A 14,106-nucleotide genomic window follows, 5' to 3' on the forward strand; every position below is an offset into this window, starting at 1 on the left:
TCAGCTGCCGTGGGAGCGCCTGCGCCGCGCCAGGACCAGTGCCAGCGCACCGGCGGTGGCCAGCACGACCGCGAGCAGCACGATCGTGCCCACACCGCCGACACCGGTGGAGGCCAAGCCCGCCGACCTCGGTGCCGCGGCCACCGGCCGCGTGGTCGTGAGCGGGCCGGTGGTGGCCGTGCCGGTCGGGGCGGGCGTGGTGGACGTGGTGGACGTGGTGCTGGGCGGCGCGCAGTCCTCGCCCGCCGTGGGGTCGACATCGCCGACCGCGATGGTGAACACGTCGCGGTCGGCGACCGCGCGGCCGTCGGCGAGGGTGGCGGTGACCTCGACGGTGATCCGGTAGACGCCTTCGCCGCCGAACGCCCAGTTGGCGTGGGCGTGGGTGCCCAGGGGGACGGTGATGGCGTCGGGCAGGCCGTCACCGGAGTCGACCAGCACGGTCGGGGCGATGCCAGTGAGGAAGACCGCCACCTCGCCGGGACCCTCCACAGCGGACAGGCTCACCTCGACGTCGCCGCTGACCTGCTGCGGGGTGAGGGACTCGGTGTTCCAGCCCGCCCACACGACGCCGGGGACCTGGGTCTGCGGGATGAGCCACACCGGGGTGCCGGGCGCCCCCAGGAAGGCGTAGGCCGGGTCGGCGGGCACGGTGTTGCGTGCTTCGGGGACCACGTGCAGCACCACGTCGGCAGGCTCCCGCCACACCGCCCGCTCGGGTCCGGCGGCGCCGTCCTTGACCCCGGTGCGCAGCGCGCCGTCGAGCAGGCGCGGGGCGATGAGGTCGACGTGGCCGTCGTCGAGCACCACGCACGACTTCGGAGGGGTGGATGGCGTGGTCGTGCTGGCCGTACTGGTCGTCGTGGTCGTCGTGGTCGTCGTGGTGGACGGCGTCGAAGAGGACGCGGGAGGCGAGGAGGACGACGAGGGCGGGGTGCCCGTGCCGGGCCTGACGGTGCTGGGATCGACCGCGCCGACAGCGATGGCGTAGGTCGTGGTGTCGCGCAACGGCGTCCCGTCGGGTGTGGTGGCCTCGACGGTGAAGGTGAGCCGGTAGACGCCCTGGGCGGAGAACGTCCAGTTGGCGTGGGCGTGGGTGCCAGGGACCAGCGGGGTGCTCTGGGGCAGCGGTCCGGAGGTGTCGAACACGCGGGGCAGCGGCTCGCCGACCGGACCGGTCTGGAACACGGTGAGCTTGCCGGGGGCGGCGCTGCCGGGCGCGTCGCCGCCGATGGCGTCGAGGGTCCAGCGCACCGAGTCCGGGGCGACCCGGTCCGCGGTCAGGGACTCGGTGTTCCACCCGGCCCACACCACGTCGGGGTTCTGGATCTCGGGGATGAGCCACAGGTCGCTGCCCACCGGCCCGAGGAAGGCGTACTCGGGGATGTCGGGCACCTGGATGACCGATTCGGGCTTGACGTGCGTGACGACGTGCTCGGGGTCGTGGATCGTCGGCGGCTCGGTGCTGCCGTCCTTGTAGCGGATCTTCAGCGCGCCGTCCACGACGGCGGGCGCGAGCAGGTCCACGTGGCCCCGGTCGACCACGGGTGTGGCGTCCTGGGCGAGGGCCGCGGTGACGACCGGGGTGGAGGACAGCGCGGCCAGCGCGGCGGCCGCGAGCGCGCCGAGCGCTGTCCGGCGGCGGGTCGAGGTGGTCACGGCTCCTCCGGGGCGGGGCGGCGGCGGGTGAGGACGAGGGCGGCGGCGCCGGTCGCGATGAGCACGAGCGCCAGGCCCGCCGTGGCGGGGATGCCGACGGGACCGGTGGACGCCAGGCGGTTGGGCGTGCCGCTCTGCCGGCCGGTGCCGGTGCCGGTGCCGGTGTCGGTGTCGGTGCCGGTGTTGGCGGGCCGCTGGTCGGCCGGAGTGCCCGCGCCGTCACCGACGACGAACGTGTAGGTCTCGGTGTCGGTCAGCGCGCCACCACCGGCCCTGGGCGCGCTGACGGTGAAGGTGAGGCGGTACCGACCGGGCTCGGCGAACACCCAGTTGGCGTGCGCGTGGGTGCCCAGGGCCGCGGAGTGGGTGTCGGGCAGGCCGTCGGTGCTGTTGAAGATGACGGTCGGGGCGCCGAACGAGCCGGTGGTGAACAGGCCGAACGCGCCTGGCCCGTCGACCGCGGTCAGCGCCCAGGTCACCGGCCCGGACACCTCGGCCGGTCGCAGCTCCTCGGTGGACCAGCCGGTCCACAGCAGGTCGTTGCGCTGGGTCTGGGGCAGCAGGTGGACCTGCTTGCCCGCCCCGCCGAGGAAGGACAGCTGCGGCTGCGCGGGGAGCGCGGTGCGAGCGGCGGCCGTGACGCGGAACTCGACGTCGGAGGGTTCGCGCCAGGTGGCGGTGCCCGCGACGGTGCCGTCCTTGACCTGGAGGTGCAGGCCGTCCGGGAGCAGGCGGGGTGCGACGGCGTCGACGTGGCCGCGGTCGAGGGTGACCCGGCCCGTGGCGGTCGGCGGCGGCGCGGCGGCCGCTGCCCCTGGCCGCGGTTGTGCCGCGGCGGGGGCCGGGACCTGCGGGAGCGCCCTCGGTTCGACCGTCGTCGGGTGCCTGCCGGTCTCCGGCCGGGTCACCTCGGCGACGACCAGCCGGTAGTCGCGCTCGGCGGCCAGTGGCCTGCCGTCGAGCGAGCGCGCTTGGGCGCGCACCCTCAGCACGTGCTCACCGGGGGCGGGCGCGTCCACCTCCAGGGTGCCGGTGGCGCCGACCGGCAGGACGGCGGGCAGGCCGACCTGCTCCTCGGGGGTCGGTCCGTCCTGCGCCGCGGGTTCGGCGGGATCAGGCGGGACCAGGAGCGACGCGCTCAGCGTGACGGCATCACCGAACACCGTGCCGGGTTCGACGCCGGCGGTGTCCCAGTCCAGTTCCACCCGGTCGTCCCCGGCGGGCACTTCGACGGACGCGGACGGGGCGTCCAGCGACAGCCCGCCGCCCTCGGCGTCGAGCACCACGTCCGCGGTGGGTTCGTCGGTCGGCGTGGTGGGAACGGGTTGGGCGCTCGCGGTCGGCGTCGCCACCAGCAGCGCGGCGGCCACGCCGAGCAGCGCGCCGGTTCGGGCGTGGGTCACGGCTTCTCCTCGGCGGGGGCGGCGGTCCGGCGGGTGCGGGTGAGCAGGCCGTGGCGGGGCGCGAAGAACCAGCACAGCAGGAAGATCGCGGTGAGGGTCAGCACGATCAGGCCGCCCGCGGCCAGGTCGAAGGCGTAGGACAGGTACAGGCCCAGCACGCCGCCGCCCGCGCCGATCAGCGGGGCCAGCAGCATCATGGCGCCGAGGCGGTCGGTGAGCAGCCTGGCCGCCGCGGCGGGGGTGACCAGCAGGGCGAGCACCAGGATGTTGCCCACCGCCTGCAGCGAGATGACGATGGCCAGGGTCACCATCACGTGCAGGGCCAGGTCGAGCCAGAACACCGGCAGCCCGACCGCGCGGGCCTGCTCGCGATCCAGCGTCGCGGCGGTGAACCGGCTGTTGAGCACGCCGGTGGTCGCCAGCAGCAGCGCGCCGATCACCGCGACCGACACCACGTCGGAGTCGCTGATGCCCAGGATCGAGCCGAACAGGAACGACTCCAGCGACCCGCCGTAGCCGGGAGCGGTGCTGAGGATGACGATGCCCAGGCCGAAGGAGCCCGCGAAGAAGATCCCGATGACCGAGTCCTCCTTGAGCCTGCGGTTCTGCGTGAACACCGCGATCAGCAGCGCGGTGACCACGCCCGCGACCGCGCCGCCGAGCACCAGGTTGGTGCCGAGCACGAAGGCGACCGCGATGCCGGGGAAGACCGCGTGCGAGACGGCGTCGCCGATGAACGCCATGCCGCGCAGCACCACGTGGCTGCCGATCACGCCGCACACCAGGCCGGACATCAACGCCACCAGCAGGGCCCGGCGCCAGAAGTCGTACTCCCACGGGGCGGTCAGGAACTCCAGGGCCGTCACCCGGTCACCCCCAGTGCCTTGAGCAGCTGCTCGGCGCGATCCAGGCCGAAGGTGCGCAGCCAGATGTCGGTGTCGGACAGCGCGCTCGGCGCGCCGTCGGCGACCACGGTGCGGTTGAGCAGGCACAGCCGGTCGCACAGCGCGCTGGCGGCGGCGAGGTCGTGGGTGGTCATCAGCACCGCCACGCCCTCGTCGCGCAACCCTGCCAGCAGGCCGCTCAGCAGCTCCTGGGTGGGCACGTCGATGCCGGTGAACGGCTCGTCCAGCAGCAGCACCCGCGGTCGCAGGGCGAGCGCGCGGGCGACCAGGACGCGCTGGCGCTGACCGCCGGACAGCTCGCCGACGGGCCTGGTCCGCAGGTCGGCCATGCCGACGCGGTCCAGGGCGTCGGCCACGGCTTCCCGGTCGCGGGCGGTGCGGCGGCGCAGCAGGCCGGTCAGGTGGGTGCGGCCGGTCGCGACCGCGCCTTCCACCGTGATCGGGAAGTCCCAGGCGAACTCGTGGCGCTGCGGCACGTAGCCCAACGACCCCTGCGCCTGGCGCGGCGTGCGGTCGCCCACGACGACCGCGCCCCGGTGGATCGGCACCAGCCCCAGCGCGGTGCGCAGCAGGGTCGTCTTGCCCGCGCCGTTGGGCCCGATCAGGCCGACCAGCTCGCCCCGCCGCAGGCGGAAGTCCACATCGGACAGCACTTCCCGGCCGCCCAGGTGCACGGTGACGCCCCGGACGTCGAGCACGGGGGCGTTCACCGGTCCCCCCTCGCCGCCCGACGGGACCGCGCGGCGAGCAGCGGGGTGGCGATCAACCCCGCCACGAGCACGGCTGCCAGGGCGACCCAGCCCCACGGCGTGCCGGAGGAGCCCTCGCCCGCCGCACCGGCCTGCCGCGCGGCGGACGTGCTCGACGGCCCGGCGCTCCGCTCGACCGCGGCGAACGCCGCCGCCGGGTCGCCCGGCCCGACGTGCACCTTCAAGGTCGCGCGATCCGAGCGGCCGTCGGCGGTGGCCATCTCCACGTCGAGGGAGTAGGCGCCGGGGGCGGTGAACACCCAGTTGCCGTGGGCGTGGGTGCCCGGCTCGACACCGGTCTGCTGCGGATAGGGCCGCCGGCTGCTGAAGACCGTCTCGGGTGCGCCGAAGCTGCCGTTGAGGAACAGCTCGAAGCGGCCGGGTCCGCTCACGCCGTGCAGGCGCCAGTCCACGCCACGCCCGGCGAGGTCGCGGATGCTGGGGTCCTGGGTGTTCCACCCCGGCCACACCACGCCCTGCGCCTGCACCTGCGGCAGCACCCAGATGTCGCTGCCTGCTGCGCCGAGGAACGCGTAGGCGGGGTCGTCGGGGACGGTGTTCTTCGCCGCGTCGGCCACTTGGATCACCACGTCGGAGGGTTCGCGCCACACCGGTTCCTCGCCGGTGTCGTCGCGGATCTGGACCACCCAGTCGCCCTCGACCAGTCGTGGACCGAGGTCGACGTGGCCGTCCGCGACGACCACCGGCGCGGCGTGCGCGGTGTGCTGGCCGAGCATCAGCGCGGCGAGGACCGCGACGACGGGCGCGGCCAGGGCTCGGGTCAGGCGAGGCACCGGGCGACCTCCTGCGCGTTGTGCCGCATCATGTCCGCGTAGTTGCGGGTGCGCTCGTCGAAGGAGTCCCCGTACAGCAGGCACACCCGCACCCCCTGGTCGCGGGCGACCTGGGTGAGCACCGAGGCGCGCTGGGCGAGGTTGGGTTCCATGAACACGGCGGGGACCTTCAGGTTGCGGATGGTCTCGGTCAGCTTGCGCACGTCCTCGACGCTGGGTTCCTGCGCGGGGTTGGGCACCACGAACCCCGCCACGCTCATCTCGTAGGCGTGCGCGAAGTAGCCGAAGCCGTCGTGGGTGGTGATCAGGTGGCGGCGCTGCCGGGGCAGGGCCGCCACGGTGTCGCGGACGTGGGCGTCCAGCTCGTCGAGGCGGGCGGTGTAGTCGCGGGTGCCGCGGTCGTAGTCGGCCGCGCCGTCGGGGTCGGCGGTGCGCAGGGTGTCGCGGATGACCTCGGCGTAGGCGCGGGCGTTGCGCACGTCCTGCCACAGGTGCGGGTCGATCTCGCCGTGCACGTGCTTGCCCAGCACCGCCTGCGGCAGCTGGTGCACCGACGCGCCCGCCGCGCCCAGGAACGCGAACCGCTGGTCGTCGGGAACGGTGGTGATCGCCTTGTTGGGCACCTCGATGACCGCCTCCGCGGCGGGCACGACCTGCTGCGAGGTGCCGCCCGCGCGGTCGTTGAACGTGTACAGCTCACCGGTGTCCAGGTCGACCGTCAGGTCGGTGTGGCCCTCGTTGAGCACGGTGGGCGCGATGCCGCCGGGGTCGACGCCCACCGCGAAGGTGAAGGTGCCCTCCCCCAGCGGGACCGGGTCTCCCCCGTCGTTGAGCAGGGCCGCCCGCAAGGTCAACCGGTAGGTTCCCGGCGCGGTGAACGCCCAGTTCAGGTGGGTGTGGGCGGCCGGGGGCAGGGTGGTCGAGTCCACATCGGACAGACCGTCGCCGGAGTCGAAGTACGTCACGGGCTTGCCCAGCGACTCGGTCAGGTAGGCCACGAGCTCGCCGGGGCCGTCCACGGCGGTCGCGGTCAGCCGCACCTGCGAGGTGCGCGTGGCGCCGCGCTGCTTCCCGTCACCGCGCACCCGCAGCCCCAGCCACAGCACGTCCAGCCCGACGTTCTCCACCAGCGGGATCACGTTCGCGCCGTAGGTCTCCGACGCCTCGGCCAGCGAGACGTTCGGCGTGCCCTCGCGGGCGTTGGCGTCGACGGCCTTGATCAGCCGCTGTTCCTCCAGCAGCAGGTGGTTGGTGAACGTCACGTCCGCCGCGGCGATCTTCTTGGCGTCGGCGGGCGTGGGCTCGTAGGAGTGCGGGTCGCCACCGGGCGGCACCAGCGAGTCCACCCGCACCCGATCACCCCCGACGTTGCGGACCAGGTCGGCCAGGATCTCGGTGGTCGTGACCACGGACAACCCGTCTCCCGCACCCCCGGCGGCGGAAGACGTGCACGCGGTGGCGGCGACCACGAGCACGCACAGGGCCGCGGCGACGCGCGAGGGCGCACGCACTCGCATCTGCTCTCCAACCTCCAGTCGCCCGTTCGCCGGACCGGCGGGGCACCGCGAAACTAATACAAACGACAACCGTTTTCAATGGGCCGAACGGAGCCCGCCCCCGCCGGGCGCACCGTGCGCCACGCGCCGGAGGAAGTGCTCCGTTCAGCCGTATTGGAAACGATAATCATGTGTAATGCTCCCGTGGCGGCCCCACCCGGCCGCGCCACCGCACGATTGGAGTGCACCCACAGTGCGCACGACTGCACGCATCGCCCTGCTCCTCGCCGCGACGGCCGGCCTGTCCGGCGTCGTCGCGGCGTCCGCCACCGCCGCCCCGGTGGTCACGATCGACACCGGCCACGTCGACGTCTTCGGCGTCGCCTACGAGGACGGCGCGTTCGACCTGCACGTCCACGACGAGGCCGCCGAGGCCGAGTACTCCCCAGCCGAGGTCCTCCTGGTCGCCAAGTCCCAGGCGAGGACCACCGTGCCCGCGGACCCCGCCTACGCCTTCCTCGGCGCGCCGGGCAGGCCGGTCTGGGTGCTGCCCGAGGTCGAGGACACCGGCCTGCTGTGGCCGGGCATCGCCGCCGAGGAGGTCGAACCCGACGTCTTCGTCGACGGCTCGCTGCGCCTGAACGTCACCCGCGTCCACGGCCCCGGCGACTTCAGCATCTTCACCACCGACGCGGTCGGCGCCCCGAGCGTGCTGGTGGACAGCGGCAACGGCCTGCCCGACCGGTTGGCGCTGACCCCCGGCGGCCACCAGCACGCCAACTGGGCGTTCGAGGCGCCCGGCTACTACACCATCACCGTCCGCGCCGCGGGCACGCTCGCCACCACCGGCGAGCGGGTCGTATCCGAGCCCGCCACCTACCGCTTCAAGGTGAACCGATGAGCACCCGCCTCTCCGCCGCCGCACTCGTCGCCGCGCTCGCCCTGCTCCCGACGGGCACCGCCCACGCGGCCACCACCCTCTCCTCCGGCCACGTCGACGTCATCGACGTCGACTGGACCGGCAGCGCGCTCACCCTCGACCTGCGCGACGGCACCGCCTCCCCCGCCGTCGACCGCGACCCGTCCGCGGTGACGCTCAACGCCGTCCCGGCGAGCAAGTCCACCGTGCCCTCCAGCAGCGCCTACGCCTTCCTCGGCGCACCGGGGTCGACCTTCTGGGTCCTGCCCCAGAGCCAGGTCAACGGCGTCCTGTGGCCCGGCTTCGACACCGCGGGCGTCCCCACCGGCGTGCTGCTGAACAACTCGCTGACCGTGAAGCTCGTCTCGGTCACCGGGCCCGCCGACTTCAGCGTCTACACCACCGGCTTCGGCGGGTCCGTGAGCGTGTGGTTCGACAGCGGCAACGGCCTGCCCGACAGCCGCGCGCTGGCCATCGGCGGCCACGCCCACGCCAACTGGGCGTTCGAGGCGGCGGGCACCTACACCGCCACCTTCGAGGTCACCGCCACCGGCGCCACCGGCGGCGCGCTCACCAGCGGCCTGAAGAGCTACACCTTCACCGTCCAGCCCTGATCGACCGGAGTCCCGGCGCCGCCCAGCCGGTGGTGCCGGGACTCGGGCTCAAGCGCGTTCACCTCGCGGTGATCAGCCAGGGCCGATCAGCACCGGGCGCGAGTACCCCCGCGACCGGGGTTGCGCCGGCTCGATCGCTCCTCTGATCACGAGCTCGGCCGTCAGACGTGCGCGGTACGGTCCTGCCGTGGCAGCCGGAATCGATCTGACGCTTGATTGCGCGGACGCGCAGCTCCTCGCCGCGTTCTGGAAGACGGCACTGGGCTATGTCGACGAACCACCACCTGCTCCGTTCGCCACGCGCGAGCAGTGGCTCGCGCAGTTCGACCTGCCGGAGGGCGAGTCCGCGGACGACGGCGCCTGGCTCTGCGACCCTGACGGCGCAGGTCCCCGGCTCTGCATCCTCAAGGTCCCCGAGCCCAAGACGGCGAAGAACCGACTCCACATCGACATCCGAGTGCCGGGACAGGGCAGTCCCGACGAGCGGTGGGCGCGGATCAAGGCGGAAGCCGAGCGTCTGGTGCTGGCGGGCGGGAGCGTGCTGGAGGAGTTCGAGGGACACCACGTGGTGATGGCCGACCCGGAGGGCAACGAGTTCTGCGTCGGCGCGGCCCCGGTGTGACCCGCGTGCCCGCCTCCCCGACCGTCCCTCGTCGCCGCTCGACGGCTCAGCGCGCGGGTCCTCGGTAGGCCACCGCGAGGCGGCCCGCGCTGTCGCGGTCGACGTCGGCGTCCACCTCGAACACCTCGCGCAGCAGCGCGGGGGTCAGCACCCGCTCGGCGGGTCCGTCGGCGACGACGCGACCGCGCTGGAGCAGGACGAGCCGGTCGCAGTAGCGGGCGGCCATCGCCAGGTCGTGCAGGGCGACGACCACCGTCCGCGGTGTGGCGGCGGCCAGCTCCATGAGTTCGAGCTGGTGGCGGACGTCGAGGTGGTTGGTGGGCTCGTCGAGCAGCAGGCCCCACGTGCGCTGGGCGAGCGCGCGGGCCAGGTGGGCGCGCTGGCGCTCGCCGCCGGACAGCTGCTTCCACGGCCGGTCGGCCAACCCCGCCAGGTCCAGCCGGTCCAGGGCGGCGGCGGCGATCGCGCGATCCGCGGCGGTGGGTCCGCGCCACGGCGAGCCGTGCGCGGTGCGGCCGAGCATGACCACCTCGCCGACGGTCAGGTCGCTGTCGGTGTCGGCGGTCTGCTCGACGAACGCCACGTGCCGCGCCCTGGTGCGCGCGGACCAGCCCGTGATGTCGACACCGTCGTAGCGGACCTCGCCGGAGGTCGGGGCGCGCAGCCCGGCCAGGCACCGCAGCAGCGAGGACTTGCCCGACCCGTTGGGACCGATGAGGCCGACCGTCTCACCGGACTCGACGGTCAGGTCCACCTCGCGCACGATGGTGCGACCGGGAACTCCCCATGACAGGTGTCGCGCTTCGATCCTCACAGCTCTCCCCGCCGTCGCAGGATCACCAGGAACAGCGGGACGCCGAGCAGGGCGGTGAACACGCCCACCGGCACCTCCAGCGGGGCGAAGGCCATGCGCGCCAGGGCGTCGGTCCACACCAGGAAGACCGCGCCCACGACCGCGGACACCGGCAGCAGGACCCGGTGCAGCGGCCCGACCAGGAACCGCACGCCGTGCGGCACGATCAGCCCCACGAACCCGATGGCCCCCACCGCCGCCACGGCGACGGCGGTCATCAGCGAGGTGGTCACCAGCACCACGACCCGCACCGCGCGCACGTCCACGCCCAGCGAGGCGGCGGTGTCGGCGCCGAAGGCCAACCCGTCCAGTGCCGACGAGCACAGCCAGATCAGCAGCAGCCCGACGGCGCAGGCGACGGCGCACACCACCACCGACTGCCAGCGGGCCGGGGCCAGCGACCCGAGCAGCCAGTGGGTCAGCGCGCGCGTGCTGTCCGCGTCGCCGGTCGCCATCAGGATCAGCGAGGTCAGGGCGGTGAACAGCTGCCCGACCACGACCCCGGTCAGCACTATGCGCACCGAGTCCAGGCCCCGGCGGCGCAGCAGGAGCATCAGCAGCGCGAAGGACACCAGCGCCCCGAGGAAGGCCCCGCCGGTCATGCCCAGCTGGGAGCCCGCGAAGCCGACCACGACCACGACCACCGCGCCGGTGGACGCGCCGGAGGACACGCCGAGCAGGTAGGGGTCGGCCAGCGCGTTGCGGGTGACGCTCTGCAGCGCCGCCCCGCAGACCGCCAGCGCCGCGCCGACCAGCGCGGCCAGCAGCACGCGGGGCACGCGCAGGTCCCAGATCAGCGAGTCGGTCAGCCGGGGCAGCGGCGGCACCGGCAGCCCGAACCGCGTGCCGACCGAGCGGCCGATCTCGGCCCAGCCGATGCCGCCGCCGATGCCCACGCGCACGGCGGCCACCAGGGACACCGCCAGCACGAGCAGGCCGAGCACGACCACGACCAGACGACGTCCACCCGCGCCACTCGGCCCGGCGGTCGGGCCGGTCGCCGTGACGACGGGCTCGACCGCCGGGTCCAGGAGTGCGGCGGGATCAGCCACGGGCGGCGATCTCGTCGAGCCCGGCGGAGAACGCGCGCAGCGCGTTGACCGTGCGCACCGAGGGGTCCATCTCGATGCCGGACAGCTCGACGACCTTCCCGTCGCGCACGGCCGCCAGCTGCGACACCGCCGGGTGCTCCCGCATCATCGCCAGCTTCTCCCCGGCGCTGTCACCGGGGTTGCCGCGCTCGGACAGGTCGCCGACCACGATCACGTCGGGTTCCCGCTTGGCCAGCTCGTCCCAGGACACCTCCGGCCACTCCTGGTCCACGTCGGCGAAGACGTTGCGCACGCCCGCCAGCTCGCTCATGTGGTCGGCCATGCCGGTCCCGCCCGCCACGTAGGGCATTCCGTTGAACACCGAGTACACCCAGGCGACCTCGATGCCCTCCGGGCGCCGCTCCCCCGCGGCGCGGACCTGCTCCACGATCGCGCGCTGCTCGGACACCAGCCGCTCGGCGCGGTCCGGCACGCCCAGCACCTCCCCCAGGTCGGTGAAGTCGCGGAACAGCCGCTCGAACGGCTCGGTCCGACCGTCGGGGCAGTTGACCGCGCTGACGAAGGTCGGCACCCCCAGCTGCTCCAGCTCGTCGCGCGTGCCCGCGCGGTCGGCGGTGAACAGCTCCTTGAACGAGGCCACCACCAGGTCCGGGTTGGCCGCGCGCAGCGGTTCGGCGGTGAGCACCTTCGGCGAGAGCACGGGGATCTTCGCGTACGCCTCGGCGTGCTCCGGGGCCACCTCGGTCTTGAGGTTGGCCGTGCCGACCACCCGGTCGCCCACGCCCAGCGCCAGCAGCGTCTCGGTGGACGACTGGTCCAGCGCCACCACCCGCCGCGGCGCGTCGGCGAAGGCCAGCCGCTTCCCGCAGCTCTCGATCTCGACCGCGCCGGACGGCGCGGCGGTGCCCGCGGAGTCCTGCGGTGTGGCGCACGCGGCGGCCACGATCGCGGCGGCGAGCACGGACACCAGGCGAGCTGAGCGCGACGTTGGGCGCGACACGGTCCCCTCCACACCTCGAAAGCGGCACCGCTACCCTGAACGATAATCATTGCCAAATCAAGCCCTCGGCGAAGGGAAGTCCGCGTGGTGCACGACGTCGCACCGGCCGAGCACCAGTCGGCATCGGTGTTCCGAAGCCCGTCCTTCCTCCGGCTCTGGACGGGCAGCACCGCCTCCGGCATCGCCACGTGGGCGCTGCCGTTCGTCCTCGGCCTGGCGGTGCTGGAGCGGTCGATCACCGCGGTCGAGCTGGGTGTGGTCCTGGCCGCCCGCACGGCCGGTTTCCTCGCCGCCGTCCCGGTGGCCGGGGTGCTGGCCGACCGGCACTCCCGCCGCGCGGTCGTGCTGTGGGCGGGCCTGGTCGCGGGGGTGGCCGCCCCGGTGATCGCCATGGGCATGGGGCGCTCGCTGGTGCTGATGGCGACCGCGGCGGCGGTCGTCGGCGCCGGGCAGGGCGCCTGCCGCCCGGCGTTCCAGGCGCTGACCGCCGAGGTCGTGGCCGAGCACCAGCGCCAGCGGGCCAACGCCGCGCTGACCCTCTCGGTGCGGGTCACCACCCTGGTCGCCCCCGGCGTGACCGCGCTGCTCGCCGTGGTCGTCGACACCCCGGTCCTGCTCGTCGCCACCGGCGTGCTCTGGCTGGGCGCCGCGCTGATCCCACCCGCCGGAGCCGACCGGGCGCCGGTGCCCGGCGCGCGGACCCGCTTCGCCGCCGACTTCCTCGACGGCATCCGCGAAGCCCGCAGGCACCCCTGGTTCCTGGCCGGCCTGGGCGCGCTGACCGCGGTGATCGCCACCGGCTACTCCGCCACCGGCGTGGTGCTGCCGCTGGTGAGCCGCGACCGGTACGGCACCGAGGCCGTGCTGGCCGCCGCGCTGACCGCCTACACCGTCGGTGCCCTGCTCGGCGCGCTGCTCATGGCCCGCTGGAAGCCCCGCCACCAGGGGTGGGCCGCGCTCGCCGGACTGGCCTGCTACGGGTTCGCCCCGCTGAGCCTGCTGGTGCCCGCGCCCGCCACCGCGATCCTGGCCGCCTACGTGCTGGCGGGCGTGGGCATCGAGCTGTTCAACGTGCCGTGGTTCACCGCGACCCAGCGGGAGGTGGACCCCCGCATGCTGGCTCGGGTGTCCTCATTGGACTTCCTGCTCTCCTACGGCCTGGCCCCGGCGGGCCTGGCCCTGATCGCCCCGGCGATCGACCACTTCGGCGCGGGACCGGTGCTGGCCGCGTGCGCGGTGGTCTGCTTCGCCGCTCCGGCCGCCGCCGCCCTCGTGCCCTCCTCGCGCGGGTTCGGGACCGCCCGGTGACCGGCATCGTCCCCGACCGCGTCGACGCCGCCGACCCCCGCGCTCGGCGGCTGCTGGCCGAGGCGGGGGCGGTGGTGCTGTCCGGGCTGCCCGCCGTGCCCGATTCGCTGACCGTGGCCGCGGCCCTGCTGTTCGGCACCCGTCTGCGCGAGCTGTACCCCCACCGGACCCGGCACTCGGTGGACGGCGGCCTGGTGCCGCTGCACGCCGACAGCTTCGACGTGGTCGTCGACGTCGCGGGCACCCCCACCCGACGCCGCCACCCCGACGAGGACCACGTCCTGGTCATGCTCGCCCGGCAGGCGCCCAGCGGGGGCGAGTCGTTCGCCCTCGACGCCCACGCCTTCACCGACTCGCTGCCGCCGGACCTGCGGGCGTTCCTGGCCGACAGCGACGTGGACCTCTACGGCCGCTGGGCGGGCACGCGCGGGCTGCCCGCCACACCCAGGGTCGGCAGGCACATCGAGCACACCCGCACCGGCAGGCGCATCACCCGCCGCACCGACGGCGCCGTGCCGCTGCACCGGGACCCGGACGCCGAGCGCGTCACCGCCATGCTCGCCCGCTTCGACGACGCGGTCGCCCGCGTCCACCCCGCCCTGCCCCGCTTCACCCTGGAGGAAGGCGACATCCTCGTGCTCGACAACTACCGCTGCTGGCACGGCCGCGACCCGCACACCGGCGAGCGCACCACCCACATCCAGACCCTGCGCACCGCCGACGCCGGGTAGT

General features: G+C 74.2%; 14 protein-coding genes. 5 read left to right on the forward strand and 9 right to left on the reverse strand.

Translation table 11 applies throughout. The annotated features are described in order from the left end of the window. From JOF41_RS17060 to JOF41_RS17085, 6 genes are read right to left on the reverse strand one after another with little or no spacing between them, the layout of a single operon-like run. Positions 1-1,659, reverse strand: a complete 1,659-nt coding sequence (locus tag JOF41_RS17060; RefSeq protein ID WP_209620173.1) for a TIGR03773 family transporter-associated surface protein — start codon at positions 1,657-1,659, stop codon at positions 1-3. Further along, positions 1,656-3,062, reverse strand: a complete 1,407-nt coding sequence (locus JOF41_RS37105) for a choice-of-anchor M domain-containing protein (protein WP_189225124.1) — start codon at positions 3,060-3,062, stop codon at positions 1,656-1,658. Before JOF41_RS37105 ends, JOF41_RS17060 begins: the two co-directional genes overlap by 4 nt. After that, positions 3,059-3,928 (reverse strand): anchored repeat-type ABC transporter permease subunit, encoded by an 870-nt coding sequence (locus JOF41_RS17070; RefSeq protein ID WP_189225123.1) that lies wholly within the window; start codon positions 3,926-3,928, stop codon positions 3,059-3,061. The genes JOF41_RS37105 and JOF41_RS17070 overlap by 4 nt, the downstream gene beginning before the upstream one ends. After that, the gene (locus JOF41_RS17075) at positions 3,925-4,677 is read right to left on the reverse strand and encodes an anchored repeat-type ABC transporter ATP-binding subunit (RefSeq protein ID WP_209620176.1); all 753 of its coding nucleotides are present in this window, start codon (positions 4,675-4,677) and stop codon (positions 3,925-3,927) included. Before JOF41_RS17075 ends, JOF41_RS17070 begins: the two co-directional genes overlap by 4 nt. Next, complete coding sequence (locus JOF41_RS17080) at positions 4,674-5,510, reverse strand: TIGR03773 family transporter-associated surface protein (RefSeq protein ID WP_209620179.1); 837 nt, start codon at positions 5,508-5,510, stop codon at positions 4,674-4,676. The genes JOF41_RS17075 and JOF41_RS17080 overlap by 4 nt, the downstream gene beginning before the upstream one ends. Beyond that, positions 5,498-7,027 carry an anchored repeat ABC transporter, substrate-binding protein gene (locus JOF41_RS17085; RefSeq protein WP_209620182.1) on the reverse strand — a complete coding sequence of 510 codons (1,530 nt, stop codon included), beginning with the start codon at positions 7,025-7,027 and terminating at the stop codon, positions 5,498-5,500. Before JOF41_RS17085 ends, JOF41_RS17080 begins: the two co-directional genes overlap by 13 nt. Positions 7,028-7,259: 232 nt before the next feature. Here JOF41_RS17085 and JOF41_RS17090 point away from each other — a divergent pair, with 232 nt between their 5' ends. From JOF41_RS17090 to JOF41_RS17100, 3 genes are all read left to right on the forward strand, one after another. Next, entirely contained in the window at positions 7,260-7,907 is a 648-nt protein-coding gene (locus tag JOF41_RS17090; protein ID WP_209620185.1) for a choice-of-anchor M domain-containing protein, read from the forward strand. Next, positions 7,904-8,539 (forward strand): choice-of-anchor M domain-containing protein, encoded by a 636-nt coding sequence (locus JOF41_RS17095; protein ID WP_209620187.1) that lies wholly within the window; start codon positions 7,904-7,906, stop codon positions 8,537-8,539. The genes JOF41_RS17090 and JOF41_RS17095 overlap by 4 nt, the downstream gene beginning before the upstream one ends. A gap of 187 nt (positions 8,540-8,726) precedes the next feature. Then, entirely contained in the window at positions 8,727-9,161 is a 435-nt protein-coding gene (locus JOF41_RS17100; RefSeq protein ID WP_209620190.1) for a VOC family protein, read from the forward strand. 46 nt (positions 9,162-9,207) lie between these two features. Here JOF41_RS17100 and JOF41_RS17105 read toward each other — a convergent pair whose 3' ends face one another. From JOF41_RS17105 to JOF41_RS17115, 3 genes are read right to left on the reverse strand one after another with little or no spacing between them, the layout of a single operon-like run. Next, complete coding sequence (locus JOF41_RS17105; RefSeq protein ID WP_307867442.1) at positions 9,208-9,915, reverse strand: ABC transporter ATP-binding protein; 708 nt, start codon at positions 9,913-9,915, stop codon at positions 9,208-9,210. Between the two features lie 56 nt (positions 9,916-9,971). Beyond that, entirely contained in the window at positions 9,972-11,066 is a 1,095-nt protein-coding gene (locus JOF41_RS17110) for a FecCD family ABC transporter permease (RefSeq protein WP_189225115.1), read from the reverse strand. Beyond that, the gene (locus tag JOF41_RS17115) at positions 11,059-12,033 is read right to left on the reverse strand and encodes an ABC transporter substrate-binding protein (protein WP_209620196.1); all 975 of its coding nucleotides are present in this window, start codon (positions 12,031-12,033) and stop codon (positions 11,059-11,061) included. The genes JOF41_RS17110 and JOF41_RS17115 overlap by 8 nt, the downstream gene beginning before the upstream one ends. A gap of 159 nt (positions 12,034-12,192) precedes the next feature. Here JOF41_RS17115 and JOF41_RS17120 point away from each other — a divergent pair, with 159 nt between their 5' ends. Together JOF41_RS17120 and JOF41_RS17125 are read left to right on the forward strand one after the other, a co-directional pair. Beyond that, complete coding sequence (locus JOF41_RS17120) at positions 12,193-13,374, forward strand: MFS transporter (protein WP_209624267.1); 1,182 nt, start codon at positions 12,193-12,195, stop codon at positions 13,372-13,374. Then, positions 13,371-14,105 carry a TauD/TfdA family dioxygenase gene (locus JOF41_RS17125; RefSeq protein WP_209620199.1) on the forward strand — a complete coding sequence of 245 codons (735 nt, stop codon included), beginning with the start codon at positions 13,371-13,373 and terminating at the stop codon, positions 14,103-14,105. Before JOF41_RS17120 ends, JOF41_RS17125 begins: the two co-directional genes overlap by 4 nt. Position 14,106: the final 1 nt, after the last annotated feature.

Source organism: Saccharothrix coeruleofusca, assembly GCF_017876325.1.
Classification (GTDB): domain Bacteria; phylum Actinomycetota; class Actinomycetes; order Mycobacteriales; family Pseudonocardiaceae; genus Actinosynnema; species Actinosynnema coeruleofuscum.